We start from the raw sequence: 20,220 nt of genomic DNA, 5'->3' as shown, positions 1-20,220 counted from the left end.
TTAATTCGAATCAGAAAGTAGTTGTTGCTTAAAAAGGTTTTCCTAAGATTTCTACATCTAATTCAACTCGATTTCTTGTGGCAACGCATTTTCTACCTAAAGATCCTGCTTGCTCGCCGATAATCTTTGCAAACTAATGACAATCTGCATCGTCATTTATCGCCATATTTCCTTCCCTCTTACTACCATGGTGTAAATGAAAACAGAATCACTACGGCCATTCACCTATTTTAAACGAAAGACACTAATTTGTGAGAAGATTTAAGGCAGAATTTTATCTAACTCTCGAACGCCGATTGTAATTGTTTGATCAAATGATGATGCTACAAATCCAGGAAAACTGAAACAGCTGTTTCCTAGCTTAATCTCGGACATATCTTTGCATTAACAGTCCCTACTGCCACTGCTTTGTTTACCATGCAGCAATAATACACTGAATAGCTCACCAATTGCACTCTTCCCCATTGCTTACTAGGACTATTAATGTCAGCGACATCATTCTATCCTCTCCGTGCATTTTCACATTAGTACTTGTTTTTTTCTTCTGTTTCCTTTTAGGCATTTGCACCTTCATATCAGAATATGATTTTTGCTTGTACGATTAACCTGATCCCAGTATATCTCCTTATCTCACATATGAACACCGTTAGTTAGATTTGTTTCGGAACAATATGTTCCTTATATCCCTAGTGGCTAAACATGGTGAAATATTAACGTTTTTAGCACTTATGGATTGATTATTGTGTATAATAATAATGTAATTTAAAACAATATTAATATTAACAATAAAATATATGTTATTATTATCATCAATGGACAATACATATAAAATCATTATATTATTTATCAACAAATGAATTCCTTTGAGTATTAACTTCGATCAAGAGAAATCACAATGAAGAAAAGAAAGAACAAAGTTGGTAGAAAGAATATAAAAATCTCTAATAGATTGTCTTTAGTGTTTGTGTTTGCACTAGTTTTAAGAGCGGCAATTTCGATAATCTGATTTTTAATTACAAATGTATCCTTGGAACTGCAAAAGTCGAAATATAAAGTTATAATACGAATAATTGCAGAAATGCACTTCGAATAAAGCACCGCTAAAAAACCATGGTTCCCTAGGAGAATTTTAATAATAAATTGATGAAAAAAATATTTTATTAATGTGATGTATAAAAGATTAATAGCTTGGTAAACATATAGATAAGGAAGATATAAAAATTGGTAAAAATATTGATCTTAGAATATAAACCTGTGTTATTCATGAAGATCGATTAGAGCTAAACCAATACCTTCCTTATTTAACCAATGTAAGAATTCTCCAAGTGTTGATGAAAATTTAAAATCAATCGGACTACAAAACAATTAAAAGAAGGAAGCCGATAAAGAATAGATGAGGAAAATGTAAGCAGCAAACTTATTCGATGTGAATAATTCAGTTGCTTTTTTTCGATTAAAGAACATCCTTACCGTTATTAAGTTGACTGGATAAAACATATGTGTATTTTAAGATATATTTTGAATTATATATGTATGTTTAAATATAAATCCAAAAATTTAGCTTCCGAAAAGTAACCAACGAAGAAAAAAGCAGGAAGGTTTTATCCCTTCATTTTAAATGAATCCTACTTATCATAGAAAGTTGATAAACATACTACAAGGGGAGGAAAAGGGGAGAATTTAAATCAATTAACGTTAAGGAAGAATAACTTCATACCATTTCAATAAAAGTATGAGGTATTAACTTAGATTATCTCTCAATTTTATTTAGAAAATAATTAAATGGTGAATAAGGTTAGAGTTTTATAAAATGTTAAAATACTAATAACATATATTTTAACATATATTTTTAAATCATCTTTAAAATATGTTATTTTTTCCACGAGTGATGCTATGTACGTAACATTTGTTTAAATGAAATGATGTTCTACGCAAACTAATTCATTCCAGGTGTAGATATCACTTTAATATCAATTAAATGCCAGACCAACCACTGTATTCTCCATTTCTCCTACTAAACCATATTCATTACGAACTTTTGTACAACACCTGTTGTCCAACTATAGAACTCCATTAGCTTCTTTACTCTTTTCTACTTTCCTTTCGAAAACTAGTAGGTAATCAACCTCCTCGATATTTACATAAATCAAAATCGAATCATCAAACAACCATTCATGGTGTACAGATGAAACTACTATTCCTGCACTACTAATGGTAGCAAAGAATCGATTACTATGCTTAGTGCTTTCTAAACATATAACGCTACTGTCTTTGAAATCAAGAGTAACATATATGTTAATTAATAAGTTGTTTTATATGTTAACATTATTTAAAATTTCTCTTCTAAATTTTCATTCACACGATATTGACAATTTACCATAGGATCTTTATGTAAAAAAATTGTTCGGAAAACATTAGAAAACATCAATAATAAATGTTAACTATAGCCAATAAGCATAAGGTTAAATTACAAATTCCCAGCCAATACTAACTTATTCTGTTCTCCCTCCTTAATAATTATATTGAATTTATTTATTATGGCCCTCTATAAAAAGCTTGGTACTAATTACTCCATTATTAAGAATAACAAAAGCAGTCAAATAAAAATAAAGATGTCACGATTAACACAAAACACATTAATATATATATACATATATTTTTTTATTAACATATGTATTTTCATGTCTGTTGAAATAATATAACATATTCAATATAACATATGTTATTAATGACAATAAAAATAATTTTATTGTTGTTGATAAATATGAAGATGAAGATTATTTTAGCTTCTGGAAAGAAACATACCAAGAAAAACAAGAAGGTTTTACCTCATTTTCTATAGATAGAGAATTATCTGTGGAAATGGAGAAAATTGCTACATGAGGAGAAAAAGGTGTTAAACCTAAAACAATTAACATCCGAAAAAGAAAATTGTAGAATTAAAAATTAAAAAATCTTATTTTTAAAAATTGTGCAAATTTTTTTAAAAAGGTCTACCCATTTTTCTCTTTTTTGTTTAAACTGTATTATAACAAGAGAAAAAAATATAAACTGTATTAATAAAGGAGGAAATTTAAATGTTAATTAGTCCAGTTGAATTTTTCCGCAATTTGCCAAAAAAGATATGTCCTGAATGCAAGCAGCATATGCAAGAGCAAGCAGAAAGTTATTTGATGGAATGTGATCGTTGTTTATCCAAAAAAGAAGAGTAAGTTTGTTAACTCTCCAGCATTGCTGGGGAGTTTTTAATTTCCTATCAATAGATTACCGTTTTGGAGAGAATTAGCAGACATAAACCCTTTGCGTGAGGCAAAACCTTAAATTTTATGGCAAACAAAAAGGATTTAAAATAACTTTTTTCAATCACTTAAAGATTTTGAAGACATAATATTTGTACAAAAGGGAACAGTGTATCCCGCAAATGGATTCTCTATCAGGGGGAGCTATCACTTTAATAGAAATTAATAGCCAGTCCCCAGACCTATTCGCAAAAATGAATAGCTCTTTTTTTCTCTATAGATTCAGATGATCTAATATAACAATTCCTTTGGCATCTTAACTACTTATGCCTAGAAGTTAGACTAGTTTCAAACAGTCATACCTTTAATCTGAAATACATGTAGCTGATCAATATTGAAAGATTGTTTCAATGATATTGAACTACGGGAGTTGTTTTAAAGTAAAAATAGAGGTCCGGCAGCCTTTTTTTGTTTCAACAAACTAAGTAAGTTAGTGGATTAAGATTTCCTGTATAAGTACTATAAAACCACATAATTAACACCGCGTTAAATTAAATTAAATTATTTAGAGGTTGGAATTATTGAAATTTGATGCCAAACTAATCTAAAGGGAAGTTATATAAATAAGAACAATATAAAAAACCATGTTGATAACGACAATAAAATATATGTTAATTATAACAATAATAATAAATATAAAATTGTTATATTATTATCAATAATGACAATATCAATCTCTATCTACAGGCTTATTTTTAATGTTTACAAATTGTATACTTCGAACAATATTGATCTTAAAAGTCCAAATATAAAATTTCATATAAAAAATTTCATATAAAAAATTACAGAAATGTATTACGAATAACGGTTTTCCTTAAAAAACCTTAGTATCCTGGGCAAACGATGAAAATCATTGTGATAAAAACAATAAACAAAAGAATCCGGAAAAATGTAAGCAGCTAATTTATTCCATGTGAATCATTCTGTTGTTTTTTAAAATTAAAAGATCCGATTACCTTGAATTGGAAATGTAAACAGGATGTCCTAATCCGATAAACTGATGTCTTTCCATGAAAAGCTATAAAAATTTTTAAAACATTATGGATTCACTTTCACTGGCACTAACAGCTTTTGAAAAATTGGATATCTCGAAGATAAACTCAAAAGTCAGGGGAGAACAAGAACCAGAAAAAAGTCTTTTTAGGTCTTAATATTAACCTTGATAAAAAGATTTTATATTTTCAATAAAGGCCTATTCACTCTTTATTTTGTAAACCTCTGCTCTTTAAATTGTTAAGAATGGATGGAAAATTCTATGACGTCATTTTAACCATACACCGATATAATAGACGTTTGAAACATCCACTTGTAACTTGAACCAAAGGTTTAACTCCTTCTAATATATATAATAAAGCCGGAAAGGTGGAAAATGAGACATAAGATAGATCAGGAAAACAGGGGAGGAAAAGCAAAGTTTCTAAACTAATCTATTTAATTATTAAACAACCTCTTCAAATCTAATCTTATATTCAACTCTATAATCAACCAAGAATAGGGTAATAATCCTTTTAGATGATGTTTTCCCTGTGTTTATCTCAAATCTTTGAATTCCTTATCGCACTTCCACTTTAACCAGTTTCACGCCCGCCTTTTTTGCATCTTTGACTGCTTTTTTTAACTGCTTTGATACACTTTTATCCTTCTTTTTATTGGACATGTTCATCCTTCCTTTCTAGAAATTAGTAGTAGCCAGTATTCCCTTATTCTAAAAAAATATACAAAAGAGTTCTATAATTCCCCTTCCCTCACTATATATCTAATAAAACATGGAAAAGTGGAAAAGTGACCATGAGCTAGATTGAGAAAGTAAGAGGGGGAGAAGGAAAGTGGAGAGCTTAAACCCAATGTTTCAAAACGCTCATTCAAAAAAAATTATTTCAAAAAAAGAGGAACTAACAAGTTTCCCTAAGAAAAGACGACAACCTCGGTCGGATAAATGCCACAATATCAAGTTCCCTGTTACACCTATCATGCAGATGAAATTGCGCACCCTCTGTAAGCAAATGGAGAGATTTTTTCAAACTAAAGAGGGACAACCTTTAACCCAGACAGCATTTAATACTACTCTCTTACAGTTCGGGTTAGATCATATCGATATAGTGGACTGGGTTCAGGATTATAAAGATACCAAAACCTATATGCATACCATGCTGAAAGAAAATAGTTACAAAGAGATTGGTGGTCCGTATGGACTGGCCATTCAAAAACAATTATCAGAACGGAAGGTCGTTTTCATTATAATGGCCAGCGTCTTGAATTGGATTGAAAAGGGTGGTTCTCTTGAAGAAATCCTACAGTAAGTTGAATCTCCTTCAAAAAAAATTACAAGGCCTCTCTTCTCCAAAAGGCTTTTTGGACTATATGCTAGGAAACCGAAAGTACCTAACCATTGTCACCGGTTACTACGATTATATAAGAGGGGAAGTGTTTATCGACGACATGTTCGATGTATTTGATGATGTGCCTCGAGGATTTGATTTAGCCGTCCTGATTCATCTGCTTTATAAGGATTTCCTTACCCAGATCAAAAAAGGTAATATAAATAAGCAGGTTGCAGGGTTCCTGGTGTCAGGAAAAGCACGATATTTAGGAGAAAAGAAAGTAGAAAAACGAGTTATGAAGGCTTTGACAAAAAATGTTTTTTCATTTGAGTCAATTGAAGAGGAGATCAACGAGGAGGAATCAGAAAAAGAGAAGAAAGCTTATATCACAATTCAAATGAAGGAATCTGAAATATTAAGGGGGGAGATCTTTTTACATGACCTCACCCCTTATCTGAACGACCAGCATGTAACAATTGAGGATTTGTTGACGATCCTTTATTTAGACTTCATCAACCAGATAAAAGAACAGGGGAATTCAGATAAAATACAGAAAAGTATTCTTTCTCACCTGAAATCGGCCCTTTAGAAACGATATCAGGTGGGAAACCATCAAACGAGAACCTTAATTGTAGAAAAAACTCAAAACCCTTACAAAACATATTCATTACTAAGAATAAAGCCAGAGCTTACAATATAAAAAATTGTACATCATCAAACAATAACCAGGCTTCCTTTTAAAAAGGATTTCTAAGTTATCAAGTACCCGTAATAAGCAAAATCCCTTTAAGGCCCATCGTTAATCCACCGATTCTCTTTGAATTAAGTAACTTATACTCTCCTTTTATTCTAATCCAGTGTAAAAACCAATCCGCCTGTAATCTTAATTGGTTCGGAAGGAATCTTAGCCTGTTCGAATCGGATATTCCGTTTTTTTTCACTTTCGGGAACTAGTTTCATAGTGTTTTCATTATCCTTGATTATTTCTCCTGCTTTTGTCTGCTCTTCATTGACGTCCTTCCCTCCAGTATTTACTTTTGGGGACTGCTGTTGCCATAAACTGTTCTGTTCTAGCGACCATAAAGGAGTAGGTAGAGGGACGTCACGCCTTTGATAGGGCTTTAATAACTTATGAAACTCTTTTGAATGGACTGCCGTAAAAAGAGCTGCCCTTATAATCTGATTCCGATCTAAATGAGTAGCATGAAAGAGGGTATCCACATAGGTTTTGAATACATCATCATAACGAATGGTAGGTCTATATACCATAAAATGACGCCTCCTTTACATCTTTAAGGTAGCGATGCTTGTAATTAACTGAACATCGGTTCCAATTCATAATTGATAAGATCTCCATATCCCTAAATATTTTCCGTTCATAAGTGACCATTTATATTCCCCCTTTTAGACGTCTCTTGACGTCCTTAGTACAAGGTATGTGCCATGGCTTGTCCATTATTCCCAACTTTTTTGGAATCAATCGTATATTTTTGGGATTAAGAGTCAAGACTGGGGAATAAGAAGAATTAGAAGGGAGTAATAAAAAATGTGGGGTATAGGCAAAACACGGAGTCAACTGGGGAAGTGGATAGATCAAAAAGGATTAGAACAACAAGATCTCGCTAAGGATGCTAACGTTAGTAAAAATACAGTTACTAAAGCATGTAGCGATAAAGACTACATTCCACGCCAGGACGTCATGAAAAAACTATTAAAAGCGATACGTAAAGTGGATCCACAAGCCAAAATGAGCGACTTTTGGGATATGTGAATGTAAAAGCCCCCCCCTTTAACCCCAGTGATTCACTAGGGTTTTTCGTTTTTTGAATTATATAGAGGAATAGAAAAATGCTACGATTTTAGAATAAATATAAAGATTAAAGTCATTCTACCCAATTTTCCTTATATTCTAGTAACAATAAAAAATAACAACAAATACAATAATGATGTTGTACAAAAAATTATTAAATTACACAATGATAACAAAAGTAACAACAATATATATATTAATCTTAACACTAATAATGATATATATTTTTTAACACACCTAACATTACAAGGGATAAAGAAAATAGGTCAATCAAGTTACTTCTTAATCTACATATTGGTTAGCATTTATTTATCATCATTGGTTACAAAATAATATTTAAGCATTCTCCTTATACCTGTTTTCTGTATTTTCAAATGGCAATTATTAATAACAACAAATTAGATCTTTTATAAAACAACAAATAAATTAACGATGTTATATAAAACATTATTAAAATCCCTTAATATCAATATTAACAATTTAACATATGTCTATTTTAACACTAATAATGAATTATATTTTTTACCATTTACCATTTCAAGGGATAAAGAAATTAGGTCAATCAAGTTCCTTCCTTATTCACATATTTGTTAGCATTTATTTATCATCATTGGTTACAAATAATATTTAACCATCGTCCCTATACCCGTTTTCTATATTTTCAAAATGTTAATTAATAATTGCTACAAATTAGATTTTTTATAAAACGACTAATCAATTAATGATGTTATACAAAACATTAATAAAGTATACAACAATATCAATAACAACAACATAACATATGTTAATGTTAATGATAGTAATGAAATATTTCACCCATTTAATATTTCAGGGATAAAGAAAATAGGTCAATCAAATTTCGTCCTTATCCACATGTTATTTAGCATTTATTTATCATCCATTTGGTTTTGATAATATAAAAGCTTCTTCCTTATTTTGGTATTTTCAAAGAATAACAGTTAAAAATAAAAATAATTTAGATCAACAGAAAACAATAAATTAATGATATTTTGAAAAACAATAATAAAAAAATCTTATCAATGTTAATAATGAAATATATGTCATCCATAACAATAATAATAAATATAAAATCAATAATATTAATAACAATATAATTATTAATTTAAGCAATTAAAAACAAAGAAGAAAAACAAGAGGGATATGTAATGGAAATTACCTTTTAATCCGTAGCACCCAAAGAAAAGTTATCCCTAGGAATAAAAGGAATACAACAATGTAAATTAACATTATAGATAATAATTCTTTAAGCATACATTTCTCCTAATTAATAATTGCTATTGTTTCAATAATAGGTATTTTTATCGAAAAGGTAGTTTTTCCATGAATTTATCCAAGCTACCAAGCTACAACTTTATGAAAATAAAAAAAATTTAAATTATAGATTAATTGAACGGTACACAGCTGCAAGATAATTGCAAAGAAGAAAGGTTAAGAAGATTATGCATTCTGGAAATGATCCATCAACTACAGGATTTGTAGCCTTAGATCGGCAAGGCATAGTCGTCCGAGCTTACTGAAGTTAGCTCAGAGACACCACAGTGGATGATTATATTTATATTTATTGGTGAAATTACATACACCAAATTAAGCCTAGTGACTTAATTTCCATAGAAGGTATCCTTATTAATATACTCAACATCTATTTTTTGCAGGGGGTATGGCTATGGCATTAGAAATGAACTTTTCTACAAGGATACTTCTCTATTATGAAGATACCCATGTATGCAATAAAAAATTTATCAACTTCAGTGGAGGGGGAGGGGGATAGGAAGCATAGAAGCAGACCTCCGAAGAAAAAAGTTGTCAGACAGTAGTATTTTAACGCTATTGTTCCGCCTTAAGGCGGTTCATATAACTTAAGTTAGGGCAAAACTCCGTCTTATTCCAACCTACCAATTGCTAGCTTATGGATGGCGTTGATGGATTTAAGCCTTCTACCAACAAAGTATTCTAACTAAATACATATTGTTTCTTTCCATAAATTTCACCATTCTTAATTCAAGGAGAAGGGAATTGTTATAAGTGTTAAAGCGAATGGAAAAATTCGAATGCATCACTTTAGATAAACACTTGGAACAATTTTAAATAAAAAAATAAGCACCGAATTTCAATGCTTATTTTGCATTTAGCCATTCCTTCATTTTTTCTAAATTCTCGGTATACGGGCGTTTAATTAAGTTCCTTTCATACCGGGATAAGGTACTGTGGGAAATACCTATTTGATTTGCTGCCAATAATATGCTTAATCCTCGGTTATTTCTTTCCCTACTGATGTTTTCAGGAGTCACCACCTTTTCTTCAACTGTTTCAATGGAAGCAGCAACCTCTAATTTCGTCAAACCCTTTAACATGGTCGAAAAATTCACCGTTTCATAATCATAGTCTTCAATCATCAATAAATCCCTGTCATCACCAATTCCAGTGATTTCAGTAGGAGGAATAATTTGAACACGGGCCTTCAACCAGGTGTTTGCAAACCAGTTTCGCTCCTGCTCAATTTGTTGTTCTAAGTCTTTTTCTTTATAGCTCCACTCTTTAATGATTCCATCCTGCTGCAGAGTATCTAATATTTCTTCAAATTGCTCCTTAATCCTTGAACCATATCGAGGGTTTACATCCAAATCCATGACTTTTAACAGCCCTTTATCTCCACCAATATGATAGGCTCTTAGATAGTCTGCACTCTTTTGGCGAATCCTCCACTGCCAGGACAGATACCGTGATAACCGTTTATGGTACTTTTGCTTTGTTGGATGGTATTCGAGCGTCTTTAATGCTAAAAAACCACTGCTTTTTTGGGATCCGTACAAGAAGTTAGCAAGTATTTCCCCTGGACGAATACTGCATTCATAAATACCAATCGGATTTTCTCCCCGATAGGCAACGGTTACGCTATCAATCAAAAACAGGGGATTGAATTGAACTTGCCCTATTTCATCAAAGTTACCCTGATCCTCATTGATGAACCTCAAATTTTCTCGTTCAATTCTGATCCAAATGGTCGTCAGTGCTGCCAACCTTTTCATAATATCATCCCGTTCTTTTTTCCGATACGAGGTTTGATAGCCGTCAGACTCTTCGCTCCGTCCTTGCAATCTCCTTAGATTCAAGGCGTCATCCGTGTGGAAATGAATCATTTGATCTTTATGAGTGGCCTGCTGCATCCACAGAATCGATACGATATCGAAAATGTCTGCCGTTAAGTCATCCATCGAGGTGATGGCTTGAGAGGTAAGATTTTTCCATTGTTCAATCGCTGCATTGGATTTCATTTTTAGATAAGCATTTTCGGATCTTACTTGGGCAGTCGCTTCTAATGCCTTCTCTGCAATCTTTGCAGTGGGTATTTCTGTTGCAATGTCAAATTCATTTTTACTGATGGTTTCCCTTAATTTATGAAATAATAAAGCTGAACCGGACTCTGCAAAATTCTGATTTAACAAAGAATTTATTACTTGTCTATTGCTAGACTTTAAGGAATAGGGGGCACTATCTTCCCCAACGATCCGAATGTATGGAAGGACAAAATTTCTTATCTCATCTTTATAATCTTGGACCCAATATTCCATACTCTCAAATTTCAATTCATGATCTTTTGCTAAACGATCTATGATCACGAAAAACGCCTTTAAGGATTGGCAAGGCTGATAATCCACTTGACTTGCCATAAGATGACCGATATCATCGGTCCACTCGTCAAAGAGTTGAGGATGATCTGGAAAAATCGTTTTCGTAATTTTCAAAAAATTATTTTGTAAGGTATTTAACATAATTCTTAATCCCGTCCTTCCCTAGTCGTCCCTATGTATTCATATGAGTACTTGTGGATGTAATCATGGAAAACATCCGACTCCAAAATACCCAAATCATGTAGATAGCTGATGGATTCAAAAGAAAGGAACTGAGCAATCGGTTTTTTTTCCAGTATGGCACTTCTCAGTTGTTGGATGTCCTTTTCCTGATAAACAATATAATTCCCCATACATTCCTTAATTTCTTCAGGTGAATAGTTTGTTTCTTTCATAGGATAATTATGTTTGCATTCATATACTTTTTCTTCATCAATATAATATGTAGTTCCACCCAACTCTTTACTAGTCTTATAATATTCAATCTGTTTCCGAAGCCAAATGGGACCACTTGATAAGTTGATTACTGGTTTAGGCAGCACACCACGCAGATGATAGGTGGAGACCTTTCTCCGGTCCCAACCAAGGAGTTCCCCCGCCTCTTTAACACCTACTAAAAAACCCATCTCTTATTCCCCTTATTTACTAGTCTAAGGTTATTATGATTGAGGATTGTTGCATTTGTCAACATTTCTTTATCCCTATCTTTCTATTCAAAAAAACTTTTCTTCATCATGTATACCCATTGTAATGTGCAACTCTTTCTTGCTTTGACCTTTCCTCTCACAATGTGCACAGCCTTTTAAAGAACTTTCATTTTAGAATAAAGGAGATATCTACTAACCTTTTATTGGTAGTGCACTTATTTTGACTACTTTGACGTTTCCTCTCACAATGTGCACATCCCATTTTAAAGATCATTCTTTCAGCATAGAAGAGATATGGCACATCTTTTACTGGTAATGCACTAATTTTGTCTACTTTGACGTTTCCTCTCACAATGTGCACAGCCTTTTAAAGATCCTTCTTTTCTAAATAAAAGAGATATGCACACCTTTTACTGGTAGTGCACTTATTTTGTCTACTTTGACGTTTCCTCTCACAATGTGCACAGCCTTTTAAAGATCATTCTTTCTGAATAAAAGAGATAGGCTCTTATCTTTTACTGGCAGTGCACTTATTTTGTCTACTTTGACGTTTCCTCTCACAATGTGCACATTCTTTTATAGAATTTTCTTTTAAAAAAAGGAGCTATCTGCTCACCTTCTACTAGTTGTGCACTTATTTTGTCTACTTTGACGTTTCCTCTCACAATGTGCAATCCATCATCTTAAAGATCCTTCATTCTGAATAAAAAAAGATATACCCATCATAAACTAGTTGTGCACTTTTTTTTACTTTGACGGTTCCTCTCACAATGTGCACATCCTTTTAAAGATCCTTCATTCTGCATAAAAGAGATATACTCATCCTTTACTAGTTGTGCACTTATTTTCTACTTTGACGGTTCCTCTCACAATGTGCACACCCTTTTAAAGATCCTACATTCTGCTTAAAAGAGTATCCTCATCCTTTACTAGTTGTGCACTTATTTTTTTACTTTGACGGTTCCTCTCACAATGTGCACACCCTTTTAAAGATCCTTCATTCAGCATAAAAGAGTATCCTCATCCTCTACTAGTTGTGCACTTATTTTCTACTTTGACGGTTCCTCTCACAATGTGCACAGAGTAGGCCTAAATCATGTGAAACCTTTCTTTACTCCAAGCGACCTGGTCATTATTAAATGATTGACGCTCCCTTTCACAGCAGTACATTAATAATCCTGTGTGCAACTTTTTTTGCCTGACGTTTGCTCTCACAATGTGCACAAAACCTTCAAAAGACTACATTTTTTGACTGAATGAACATCCTTGGTTGAATAGAGAAAATTCATTAATTTCTTATAAAAACACAAATTATTGCAAAGTTTGCTCTTTCTTGTGTTTGAAAATGAAGGATAATGACGTTTCCTCTCACACAAACTAGCAAAGATTTCTGTGCAAGTTTTTTAGTTCTGCTTTTGTTTTAATAGACTCTTTTAAAAAAACGTTGATATTTCAACGTTTCTCTCAATCCATTAATCAATCAGGTATGACGTTTCCTGTCACAATATGCACAAATTATAAAAAATAATGACGTTTCCTTTCACATAAAAAATTTTAAAGATTTTTTCAATCCCTTGGGGGACAGGGGATTGACGCCTATTGTGCAACTTTGAAAATCCCTTAATAAAGGGTATCATTTCCTCTATTTCCATTCTGCTATAATTCAAGCTAGGAAAATAGACGAGAGGAGGGCCCCTAGAATGAACAGTAAAATGAGAATCGACGGTTTTCGAATGCACCATGCCATATTGGAAGAATTCCGTTTTCTACGCGATGAGTCATTTGAGCGCCCTCCAGCATCTGCCTATGTCGTATATATGACCATGTTAAAGCAATTGGAAGTAGAACAGAATCAACGCGGCATGCTAAAAGAATATAATCTTTCTTCATGGGCTAAGAAACTTGGAATCTCTTATTCTACTCTTTGGGGAGGAAAGCGATTTCTAGAAGCTCATCATTTTGTGAAAGAGGAAATTCACGAAGGATTACCTGTTTTAGTGCTTAAAGATGTCGAAAAGTATAATACACCTGAACATAATGGTGGGGTTCTCAACTACCTGATCATACCACATGGCCTTTTTGACACAAATATATTAGCTGAATTCGTACGCACTTCAAATCCTGAAGGGATCGAATTACTCTTATCCTTGCTTAACCAATTTCGTACTGGTATGTCTTTTAGCAAAACGGGTGAAGTGGAGAAAGTAAAGCAAGAACGAACGATGAAAACACTCAAGTTTCAATTGAACAAAAATGCAAAAGGAGTCCGAAAAACATTAAGTGTTTTAGAGGCTCTATTTTCCATTGAATTTACTGGGATTGAAATTCGTGGTAAACAAATATGGATTAAGAAAGTTGGCTTTTCCTTGAAGCCGGAATGCGTGGAAGAGAATACAGATGAATTCAACGTGAACCCGCTTATGGCAAAATTATCAAAGGAGCTAACCTACTTCTTGGATGGACATCAAATTAAATATAAACCAAGAGACCAAATTGATGTCATGCTTTCTTTTAAACAGGAAGTAATGAATAAAATGAACTATTTACTGGATGAAGATAGTGAGAAATTCACTGTCAGGGATCGCTTTATAAAAAATTTCTTTTTAGAAACAATGGATCAAATTGGAGTCTTAATACATACAGAAAAACAACGAACCGGAACGTTTCATTTTTACTCAATCGGTGCTTTTTTCAGGATGGCTTTCAGAAAGTATCTCCCTGGTGCTTTAAAGAAGCTGCCTTATGAACTAATCTTTGAAGCCAAAATAAGGGAATATACTAAAACGGGTCAAGAACCAGCACTTTACAATCTAATTTAATAGAAATAATTAGCCTTTTGAAAAAAATGAACTTTCAAAGGGCTATTGGCGTTTATCAAAAATTTAAATACAAACCTACATGCTTTAAAAAATTCCTTCCTGGAAAATCTGTCCCAATCACTGACAGATTTTCCAGGAAGGAATTATTTTTTTTGAGTAAGAGGTTCCGAATATATACTTGTGTATTTGTTGATTTCTAAAATAAACTCTTGTGAATATGTAAATAGTTAAAAAAAATACTTGTGGAGATGTGTATTCTTTTATATGATTTTTGTGCAATAGTGGAAACTATGTTATTACTCCTCTCCAAAAAGTCTAAAACCCTACTCCCACAACGGTTATACCCCGAAATTTTGAAATGCCTATTAATAATGTTTCTCTTATTAAATATGTATTTTTTAATAACTATATATATTCTTACTAAATATGTTATTTACGATGGAAATTCATGACTATAAAAAACTACTTAATTAATTCCGACTATAAAATTTTATTCTTGCATTAATAAAAATATGAGACATTTTAAAAAGAACATTTTAAAATCGCAACATTTAAAGTGCTGAACAGTACGACGAAATTCGGAATCGACCTATCTTGTTAACAACTTCCGAAAAATGTAAATAGAAGCGTTGCATGGACGTTTCTATTAATTAAAGGTAGATGGACTTATTTTATTGCAGCATTCAACTAGTAATACCCTCTCATGAAGGATGCACCAACAATAATTAAAAGGATGAAAAGCACCACGATTAAAGCAAAACGAGAACCATGACCATAACCGTCTGACATAATGTATCACCTCACTAATTTAGTAGTAGTACATCGTATGTCAAAACGAAGAATCCCGAAATGGACAAGAATGGAAAATTGCAAATTCTTAATTTTGAAACAAAAAAGAATTTTATCCTACTGCACACTTCATAGATAGAAACCCTCAGGCATGGGGGATGCCTAAGGTAAAGAAAGTATAGGGCAAGGAATTGCGTGGAGGACGATTCTAAAGGTGTTTATTTCCTTGCTCTTAATTTAAGTTTTCGCTGTAAGCATCATATTTATTCCAATAAATGTAAAATAGATATTTGACTCAAATAGTGCAATAAAAAAGGATAGGAACTAACCAGATGAAAATAAATGATTTTTAAACGCATTATTCATCAATTTGCGATGAAACTTTAAAAGGGATTAAAATAAATTCGATGTTTTCTAAATTATTCCATAAGACTTTAGCGCTTTAAAGTGTTGTGATGCTATTCGGAAAATGATATTATTAAGATGTTTAAATTCTTCTGAGTTTAGACCTCCATAAGGCTTAGCCTAGACCACTAAGCTTTTATAAAACTTTTGATAATAAAATCAAAGGTTATTTTTTCGCATTCTTTGCCGTATATGCTAGGATTACAAACATATAGGCTTCATAATTCAATTGATTGATGGTTCGATACGAAAACTAGATAAAAAGATTGTGAAGGTTTGCACTTAACCTAACGGGTCAGGAGTTCAAGAAGCTAATATTTAATTCTACTAATCAAAGGATTTTATAACAAGGTTATAGATAAATGGTGGGAGTATATAAGGTGAAATATAAAATAAGTATTAATCTTCCTATATCTAAAAGTGAAGTTCCAGAGTTAAGAGAGTTAAATGGATGGGGTAGACGTGATAGTGACTATCCAACTTTATTTGAACGTTGCAATTTTTGGGCAGGAGTTCGAGATGAGAATAACAAGCTGATAGCATTTGGTTATGTTGCAGGTATGGGGTTACAACACGGATATATGGAAGATATATTGGTTCACCCTGAATACCAAAAACAAGGAATAGGCGTTGATATAGTTAAAGAATTATTAAAAGAGTCTGAAAGGTATGGATTAGAAATTGTTACTCTAACCTATGACCCTACACATACAAACTTTTATCAAACTTGTGGTTTTACCCCTTGTTCAGGTGGTGTATGGAGAAAAATTAATTAATCTCTAACGGTGCGATTGCTCAATAAAGCAATTGCTTTTTTATTAACGGGGCAGGATAGTGGAACAAGAAAGATCAAAATCTATTTTTTTTTTGTTCGCATTTGACCCATTGTGCATCAATAGAGAAATTGGCATTTTAATGATTATAAAATTAAATAAGTTCATTTCATTAGCAAATATGTGAATTTGTCTTTTCTCTTTTAATAGCAAGATACAGAAGATAAATTAAAGATCCAAATATTGCTGCACAAATAAACCAAATAAAATAAGTGGTTATTACAATTTCATATATCCAATTAAGCATTAATATTCTCCTTAGTAAAATGGAATAATTGTGAGTATTCCATTTTACTAAGGAGAATTAACACCTCTAAAGTATAAGACATAGTAAAAGGAAAATGATTAATCATTAGTGCGTAGTATGAAGATTTTATGCACTAGAAGAGAAGGTGCAAAAAGACTCAAAAGAAATTAACTTTGAGTAAAGAGGAATGGATAAACGGAATTAATCCAATCATCGGGGGAAAGTCAACTATTATATCACCATCATCAAAGCTATTAAAGCTAATGAAGAACACGGACAGAAGAGTCGTTGTGTGACTAGATGGATTCGTAGAATACTATCAGACATAGATGGTTATATAAGAAAACGACTGCGTGTAGCATTTATCCATAAGCACCCTTCCCAAAAGATAGGACAGAAGATATTGATAGTTAGTGTAAATAAATACGATTTAACTACCAGAACACGATAGTTAAGAATCGTTATATTACAACGGGGTAGCAAAGGTGTACAAAAATACCTATATAGAAATCAAATAAAAAGAGAGCTGTCTTAGACTGGAATACATTATATTTGCTACACTTAAGGTAATGATCCTCTGAAGTTGTAAAATTGATATCTGCGGTTTTTTAAGTGATGACAAACTAAAATCTAAGATGCAGCATTCTCATACCAACTCGAAACTATGTTCTTTATTTTTCAAAATATTTTTTACAACAAAATACCTATCCACCGTAGCGAACAGGTCAGTTTAACATTACTCAGATAAAGTGAATGTGTTTGTTCTTACCAAATGGTTTAAATATTCGATTGGTATAAATATGGTTGAATTTAGATTTGATTTTGCTGAAATACCGTTTTCGAATCTACCGGTGATCTCAATGACTTTGGCACCATTTAAAATAGGCATGTCTTCATCTTTAGCGTACACAAATTTTTGACCTACTTTATACAAATTTTTCACCTCAATTTAATGATTTAGTAAGAAAACAAGCATATAAATATCTTCAACGTTCATTATGAACAAACTAGCAGGAACTTCAATCATAAAAAATAAAGCAGATGTAACCTTCTGATTTAACCAGAGTTTGTCTTATGTTTAATTATGACATAAAAAAAGAACCTTGGATATCCCAGGCTCTTTTGTGTTTTATAATATATATCTTTTTTATTGTTTACCGCAATATACTTTTTCATCTGGAAATTGATCATTAATGCTTGCGTTCGAGATTTAATAGTATCGTCTCTTGCACTAATTGGAGGAACCATATCGCAGGGGTTAATACAAGTTCCTATCTTGGCTTTATGCTTGGTAGTTTTCGCTTTGATTTACCTTTCATTTCTTTTAGATAGGCTTCTAGTGTATATCCATAAGCTTTGTTTAGATAAAACCAGTAACTAGGTACAAGTTTGATTCCCGCAAAGAAACAAATATTCCATTTATAATTCATCTGAAACATCATACTTACTTTAAAAACCACCTGTTGGTCTTATAATCATCTCTTCTAACATCCACGTTGCTTGGCTGCTCAATAGCAATCGCGATTGCACGAGCAATTGCATTAGGTGACATAAAACTTTGATCGCTAGACATATTTTTATCCAAATCAGAATCGGTTATATTGGTTCCCAACTCAGATTGTGAAGAATTGTACTTAAACCATAGGGTGCTAGAGTTGAAGATCAATAAATGGACGGTAGCTCTTTTTTTTTATGGTGCTAACGTTGCAGGTTAGTGAAAGAAAGAACTTTATTTAATCAAAATGGAAAAGTACAAAAGATATAATGTTGCAGAAGGTTTGGCTTTGTATTTATGCGATAAACTGAACGAAATTTTTTTTTGGAAGATACCTATGGAACAATATTGAGACCTTGAAAGAGTTTTTAATGGGGAAAGTAAATCCAATGGATTTAGAATATTTATAAAACAACTTCGTACGGAACTAGAAAATGTAAATACCGATCTACTATTAAATGAATTATCAATGAATGATTTAAAAAATCTCATTATACAGACCCAAGAACTTTATAAAGATTAGTATCAAGCATTTGAATTTGCAGTATGTTTAATTCAATTAATACGAGGGACCAAGAAGCAAAATCAATAATGTGTGTTGTAAATAGTCTCTCCTCTCTTTATCATAACTGTGAATCTAAAATAAATGAAAAATTGTCACTATTAGATGATGATGTATGGAGAGAACTATTAGATGACCCTGCCCTTAGAAATATCTCTTCTGTCCTGATTGAGCGAAGAAAAATTCAAAAATCTCGTGCAAATTATGGTGTTGAGAAAACGATAAATTCTCTTGAAGGGGATGGGATGCATGCTGGGGGTACTTATATCAAATGGTTCTTGGAAATATAGAAATTAAAGTAGGAGACAAAGTGCAACCTGCCTCAAAAGTTGCTGCAATAGTTTATTATAATAGTAATCGAGCAGAAAGGACGGAAGTATTTGAAAAATGGAAAGATGAATGGAAGAGGGAAAGCAATCTTTGAGCGAAAGCGATTAATCATATTGGCTGGTTTAAGGTAAAATAAATATGAACAACGAGTGTGGGGTTTTTTTTTACATGAATCGTTGGAATTAAATCGTATAAATGAAGAAACAGTCCAGGCTATTTGGTATAGAGTAATGAAAAAGAAAGAACCTTTTTTGCAGTTTTTATTAAAAAAACAGTCTTTGTATAATGCAAAAGAACTGTGTTGGACCGACCAATTTGGACCACTTCTACAAAAAGAAACCTCTACTGACATTTCGTATAAAAAAGATTCAAAAATTATAATAGAAAACCCTCGTCTATTTAATGAAGAAATATCCAAATTTAGGGAAATAGTTTTACACATAATTGGATTGATGCAACACAGCAGCCAAACAAAGGGATTGGTGCTTTTTGTGCACCTCTACCTCATATAAGGAATCGAGAGTAATGCTAACCTATCAAAACGATTTACAAAGTGTCGGTGTGTTATCTCATGAACTTGGCCATGCATATCAATATAGACTTTTTCAGGATTTATTTGCCGATGTGTTTACAGGATTGTCCACAAAGTATGGCAAAAATTTCATCAACAATAATCGAAACGATAAAAGCTTATAGAAAAATTAGCGCACTAACAATTTGTAGAATTTTAATTAATGCGCTTCTGGATCTTCCTTCATGTTTTGAATTTGTCTATAAATATATTCTTTATTTTTATTTTTAAACTCAGCTAAAATTTTCAACAAATCTTCTGTGTCCTTTAGGGATACATTTTCATTTTCTAAGTACTTTTCAAAAAGTGCTCCTTTTTGGATCAATCTTCTTGTTCTTTCCCGCCGATCTTCATGAGAAATTTTGTATTCTAAGGCTTTCTTTTTTTGTTCCAGGAATTTTATTTTGTTCTCAAGTCTATGTAACTCTTCATTTGACATATT

Annotated in this window: 15 protein-coding genes; 9 read left to right on the top strand and 6 right to left on the bottom strand. The window is 32.3% G+C overall.

The annotated features are described in order from the left end of the window. The first annotated feature begins 3,077 nt into the window (after positions 1–3,077). From yhfH to KW850_RS27100, 3 genes are all read left to right on the top strand, one after another. Positions 3,078–3,212 (top strand): protein YhfH, encoded by a 135-nt coding sequence (gene yhfH / locus KW850_RS27110; RefSeq protein ID WP_218350839.1) that lies wholly within the window; start codon positions 3,078–3,080, stop codon positions 3,210–3,212. A 1,913-nt stretch (positions 3,213–5,125) separates the two neighbouring features. Beyond that, complete coding sequence (locus tag KW850_RS27105; RefSeq protein WP_218350838.1) at positions 5,126–5,599, top strand: hypothetical protein; 474 nt, start codon at positions 5,126–5,128, stop codon at positions 5,597–5,599. Continuing rightward, a complete protein-coding gene (locus tag KW850_RS27100) occupies positions 5,580–6,209 on the top strand; it encodes a hypothetical protein (RefSeq protein ID WP_214717358.1) in 630 nt (209 codons plus the stop codon). The genes KW850_RS27105 and KW850_RS27100 overlap by 20 nt, the downstream gene beginning before the upstream one ends. 260 nt (positions 6,210–6,469) lie before the next feature. Here the strand turns inward: KW850_RS27100 and KW850_RS27095 are convergent, their stop codons facing one another. Then, entirely contained in the window at positions 6,470–6,889 is a 420-nt protein-coding gene (locus KW850_RS27095; protein WP_218350837.1) for a hypothetical protein, read from the bottom strand. A 277-nt stretch (positions 6,890–7,166) separates the two neighbouring features. Between KW850_RS27095 and KW850_RS27090 the strand changes: the two genes are divergently transcribed. Further along, on the top strand, positions 7,167–7,391 hold the full coding sequence (locus KW850_RS27090; RefSeq protein WP_218350836.1) for a helix-turn-helix domain-containing protein: 225 nt from the start codon (positions 7,167–7,169) through the stop codon (positions 7,389–7,391). Positions 7,392–9,565: 2,174 nt separating this feature from the next. On the opposite strand, the gene KW850_RS27085 is transcribed toward KW850_RS27090, so the two are convergent. Then, complete coding sequence (locus KW850_RS27085; RefSeq protein ID WP_218350835.1) at positions 9,566–11,221, bottom strand: helix-turn-helix domain-containing protein; 1,656 nt, start codon at positions 11,219–11,221, stop codon at positions 9,566–9,568. Positions 11,222–11,226: 5 nt separating this feature from the next. Next, positions 11,227–11,706, bottom strand: a complete 480-nt coding sequence (locus KW850_RS27080) for a hypothetical protein (RefSeq protein WP_218350834.1) — start codon at positions 11,704–11,706, stop codon at positions 11,227–11,229. A gap of 1,721 nt (positions 11,707–13,427) precedes the next feature. Here KW850_RS27080 and KW850_RS27075 point away from each other — a divergent pair. Continuing rightward, complete coding sequence (locus tag KW850_RS27075; protein WP_218350833.1) at positions 13,428–14,546, top strand: hypothetical protein; 1,119 nt, start codon at positions 13,428–13,430, stop codon at positions 14,544–14,546. A 687-nt stretch (positions 14,547–15,233) separates the two neighbouring features. Here KW850_RS27075 and KW850_RS27070 read toward each other — a convergent pair. Continuing rightward, on the bottom strand, positions 15,234–15,335 hold the full coding sequence (locus KW850_RS27070; RefSeq protein ID WP_218350832.1) for a YjcZ family sporulation protein: 102 nt from the start codon (positions 15,333–15,335) through the stop codon (positions 15,234–15,236). Positions 15,336–16,120: 785 nt separating this feature from the next. Here KW850_RS27070 and KW850_RS27065 point away from each other — a divergent pair. Further along, positions 16,121–16,516 carry a GNAT family N-acetyltransferase gene (locus tag KW850_RS27065; RefSeq protein WP_218350831.1) on the top strand — a complete coding sequence of 132 codons (396 nt, stop codon included), beginning with the start codon at positions 16,121–16,123 and terminating at the stop codon, positions 16,514–16,516. Positions 16,517–18,264: 1,748 nt separating this feature from the next. On the opposite strand, the gene KW850_RS33570 is transcribed toward KW850_RS27065, so the two are convergent. After that, entirely contained in the window at positions 18,265–18,393 is a 129-nt protein-coding gene (locus tag KW850_RS33570) for a hypothetical protein (RefSeq protein ID WP_256358480.1), read from the bottom strand. A 468-nt stretch (positions 18,394–18,861) separates the two neighbouring features. On the opposite strand from KW850_RS33570, the gene KW850_RS27060 reads away from it, so the two are divergent. The 3 genes from KW850_RS27060 (at position 18,862) to KW850_RS27050 (ending at position 19,903) form a co-directional block, all read left to right on the top strand. Then, positions 18,862–19,167 carry a hypothetical protein gene (locus tag KW850_RS27060; protein ID WP_218350830.1) on the top strand — a complete coding sequence of 102 codons (306 nt, stop codon included), beginning with the start codon at positions 18,862–18,864 and terminating at the stop codon, positions 19,165–19,167. Beyond that, a complete protein-coding gene (locus tag KW850_RS27055) occupies positions 19,149–19,301 on the top strand; it encodes a hypothetical protein (RefSeq protein ID WP_218350829.1) in 153 nt (50 codons plus the stop codon). The genes KW850_RS27060 and KW850_RS27055 overlap by 19 nt, the downstream gene beginning before the upstream one ends. A gap of 431 nt (positions 19,302–19,732) precedes the next feature. Then, positions 19,733–19,903 carry a hypothetical protein gene (locus KW850_RS27050; protein WP_218350828.1) on the top strand — a complete coding sequence of 57 codons (171 nt, stop codon included), beginning with the start codon at positions 19,733–19,735 and terminating at the stop codon, positions 19,901–19,903. A gap of 35 nt (positions 19,904–19,938) precedes the next feature. Here KW850_RS27050 and KW850_RS27045 read toward each other — a convergent pair whose 3' ends face one another. Next, complete coding sequence (locus KW850_RS27045; RefSeq protein ID WP_218350827.1) at positions 19,939–20,217, bottom strand: DUF3847 domain-containing protein; 279 nt, start codon at positions 20,215–20,217, stop codon at positions 19,939–19,941. Positions 20,218–20,220: the final 3 nt, after the last annotated feature.

This window comes from Bacillus sp. sid0103 (genome assembly GCF_019219025.1).
Note: the sequence above shows the minus strand (reverse complement) of the source record. Positions and strands in the feature narration are given on the sequence as shown.

Excerpts from the sequence above, each read along its gene's own strand:
- KW850_RS27055 (WP_218350829.1), top strand. The coding sequence starts at position 19,149 with ATGGTTCTTGGAAATATAGAAATTAAAGTAGGAGACAAAGTGCAACCT.
- KW850_RS27050 (WP_218350828.1), top strand. The coding sequence starts at position 19,733 with ATGCTAACCTATCAAAACGATTTACAAAGTGTCGGTGTGTTATCTCAT.
- KW850_RS27045 (WP_218350827.1), bottom strand. The coding sequence starts at position 20,217 with ATGTCAAATGAAGAGTTACATAGACTTGAGAACAAAATAAAATTCCTG.
- KW850_RS27090 (WP_218350836.1), top strand. The coding sequence starts at position 7,167 with ATGTGGGGTATAGGCAAAACACGGAGTCAACTGGGGAAGTGGATAGAT.
- KW850_RS27095 (WP_218350837.1), bottom strand. The coding sequence starts at position 6,889 with ATGGTATATAGACCTACCATTCGTTATGATGATGTATTCAAAACCTAT.
- yhfH (WP_218350839.1), top strand. The coding sequence starts at position 3,078 with ATGTTAATTAGTCCAGTTGAATTTTTCCGCAATTTGCCAAAAAAGATA.
- KW850_RS27070 (WP_218350832.1), bottom strand. The coding sequence starts at position 15,335 with ATGTCAGACGGTTATGGTCATGGTTCTCGTTTTGCTTTAATCGTGGTG.
- KW850_RS27075 (WP_218350833.1), top strand. The coding sequence starts at position 13,428 with ATGAACAGTAAAATGAGAATCGACGGTTTTCGAATGCACCATGCCATA.
- KW850_RS33570 (WP_256358480.1), bottom strand. The coding sequence starts at position 18,393 with ATGTCTAGCGATCAAAGTTTTATGTCACCTAATGCAATTGCTCGTGCA.
- KW850_RS27085 (WP_218350835.1), bottom strand. The coding sequence starts at position 11,221 with ATGTTAAATACCTTACAAAATAATTTTTTGAAAATTACGAAAACGATT.
- KW850_RS27080 (WP_218350834.1), bottom strand. The coding sequence starts at position 11,706 with ATGGGTTTTTTAGTAGGTGTTAAAGAGGCGGGGGAACTCCTTGGTTGG.
- KW850_RS27060 (WP_218350830.1), top strand. The coding sequence starts at position 18,862 with ATGTTTAATTCAATTAATACGAGGGACCAAGAAGCAAAATCAATAATG.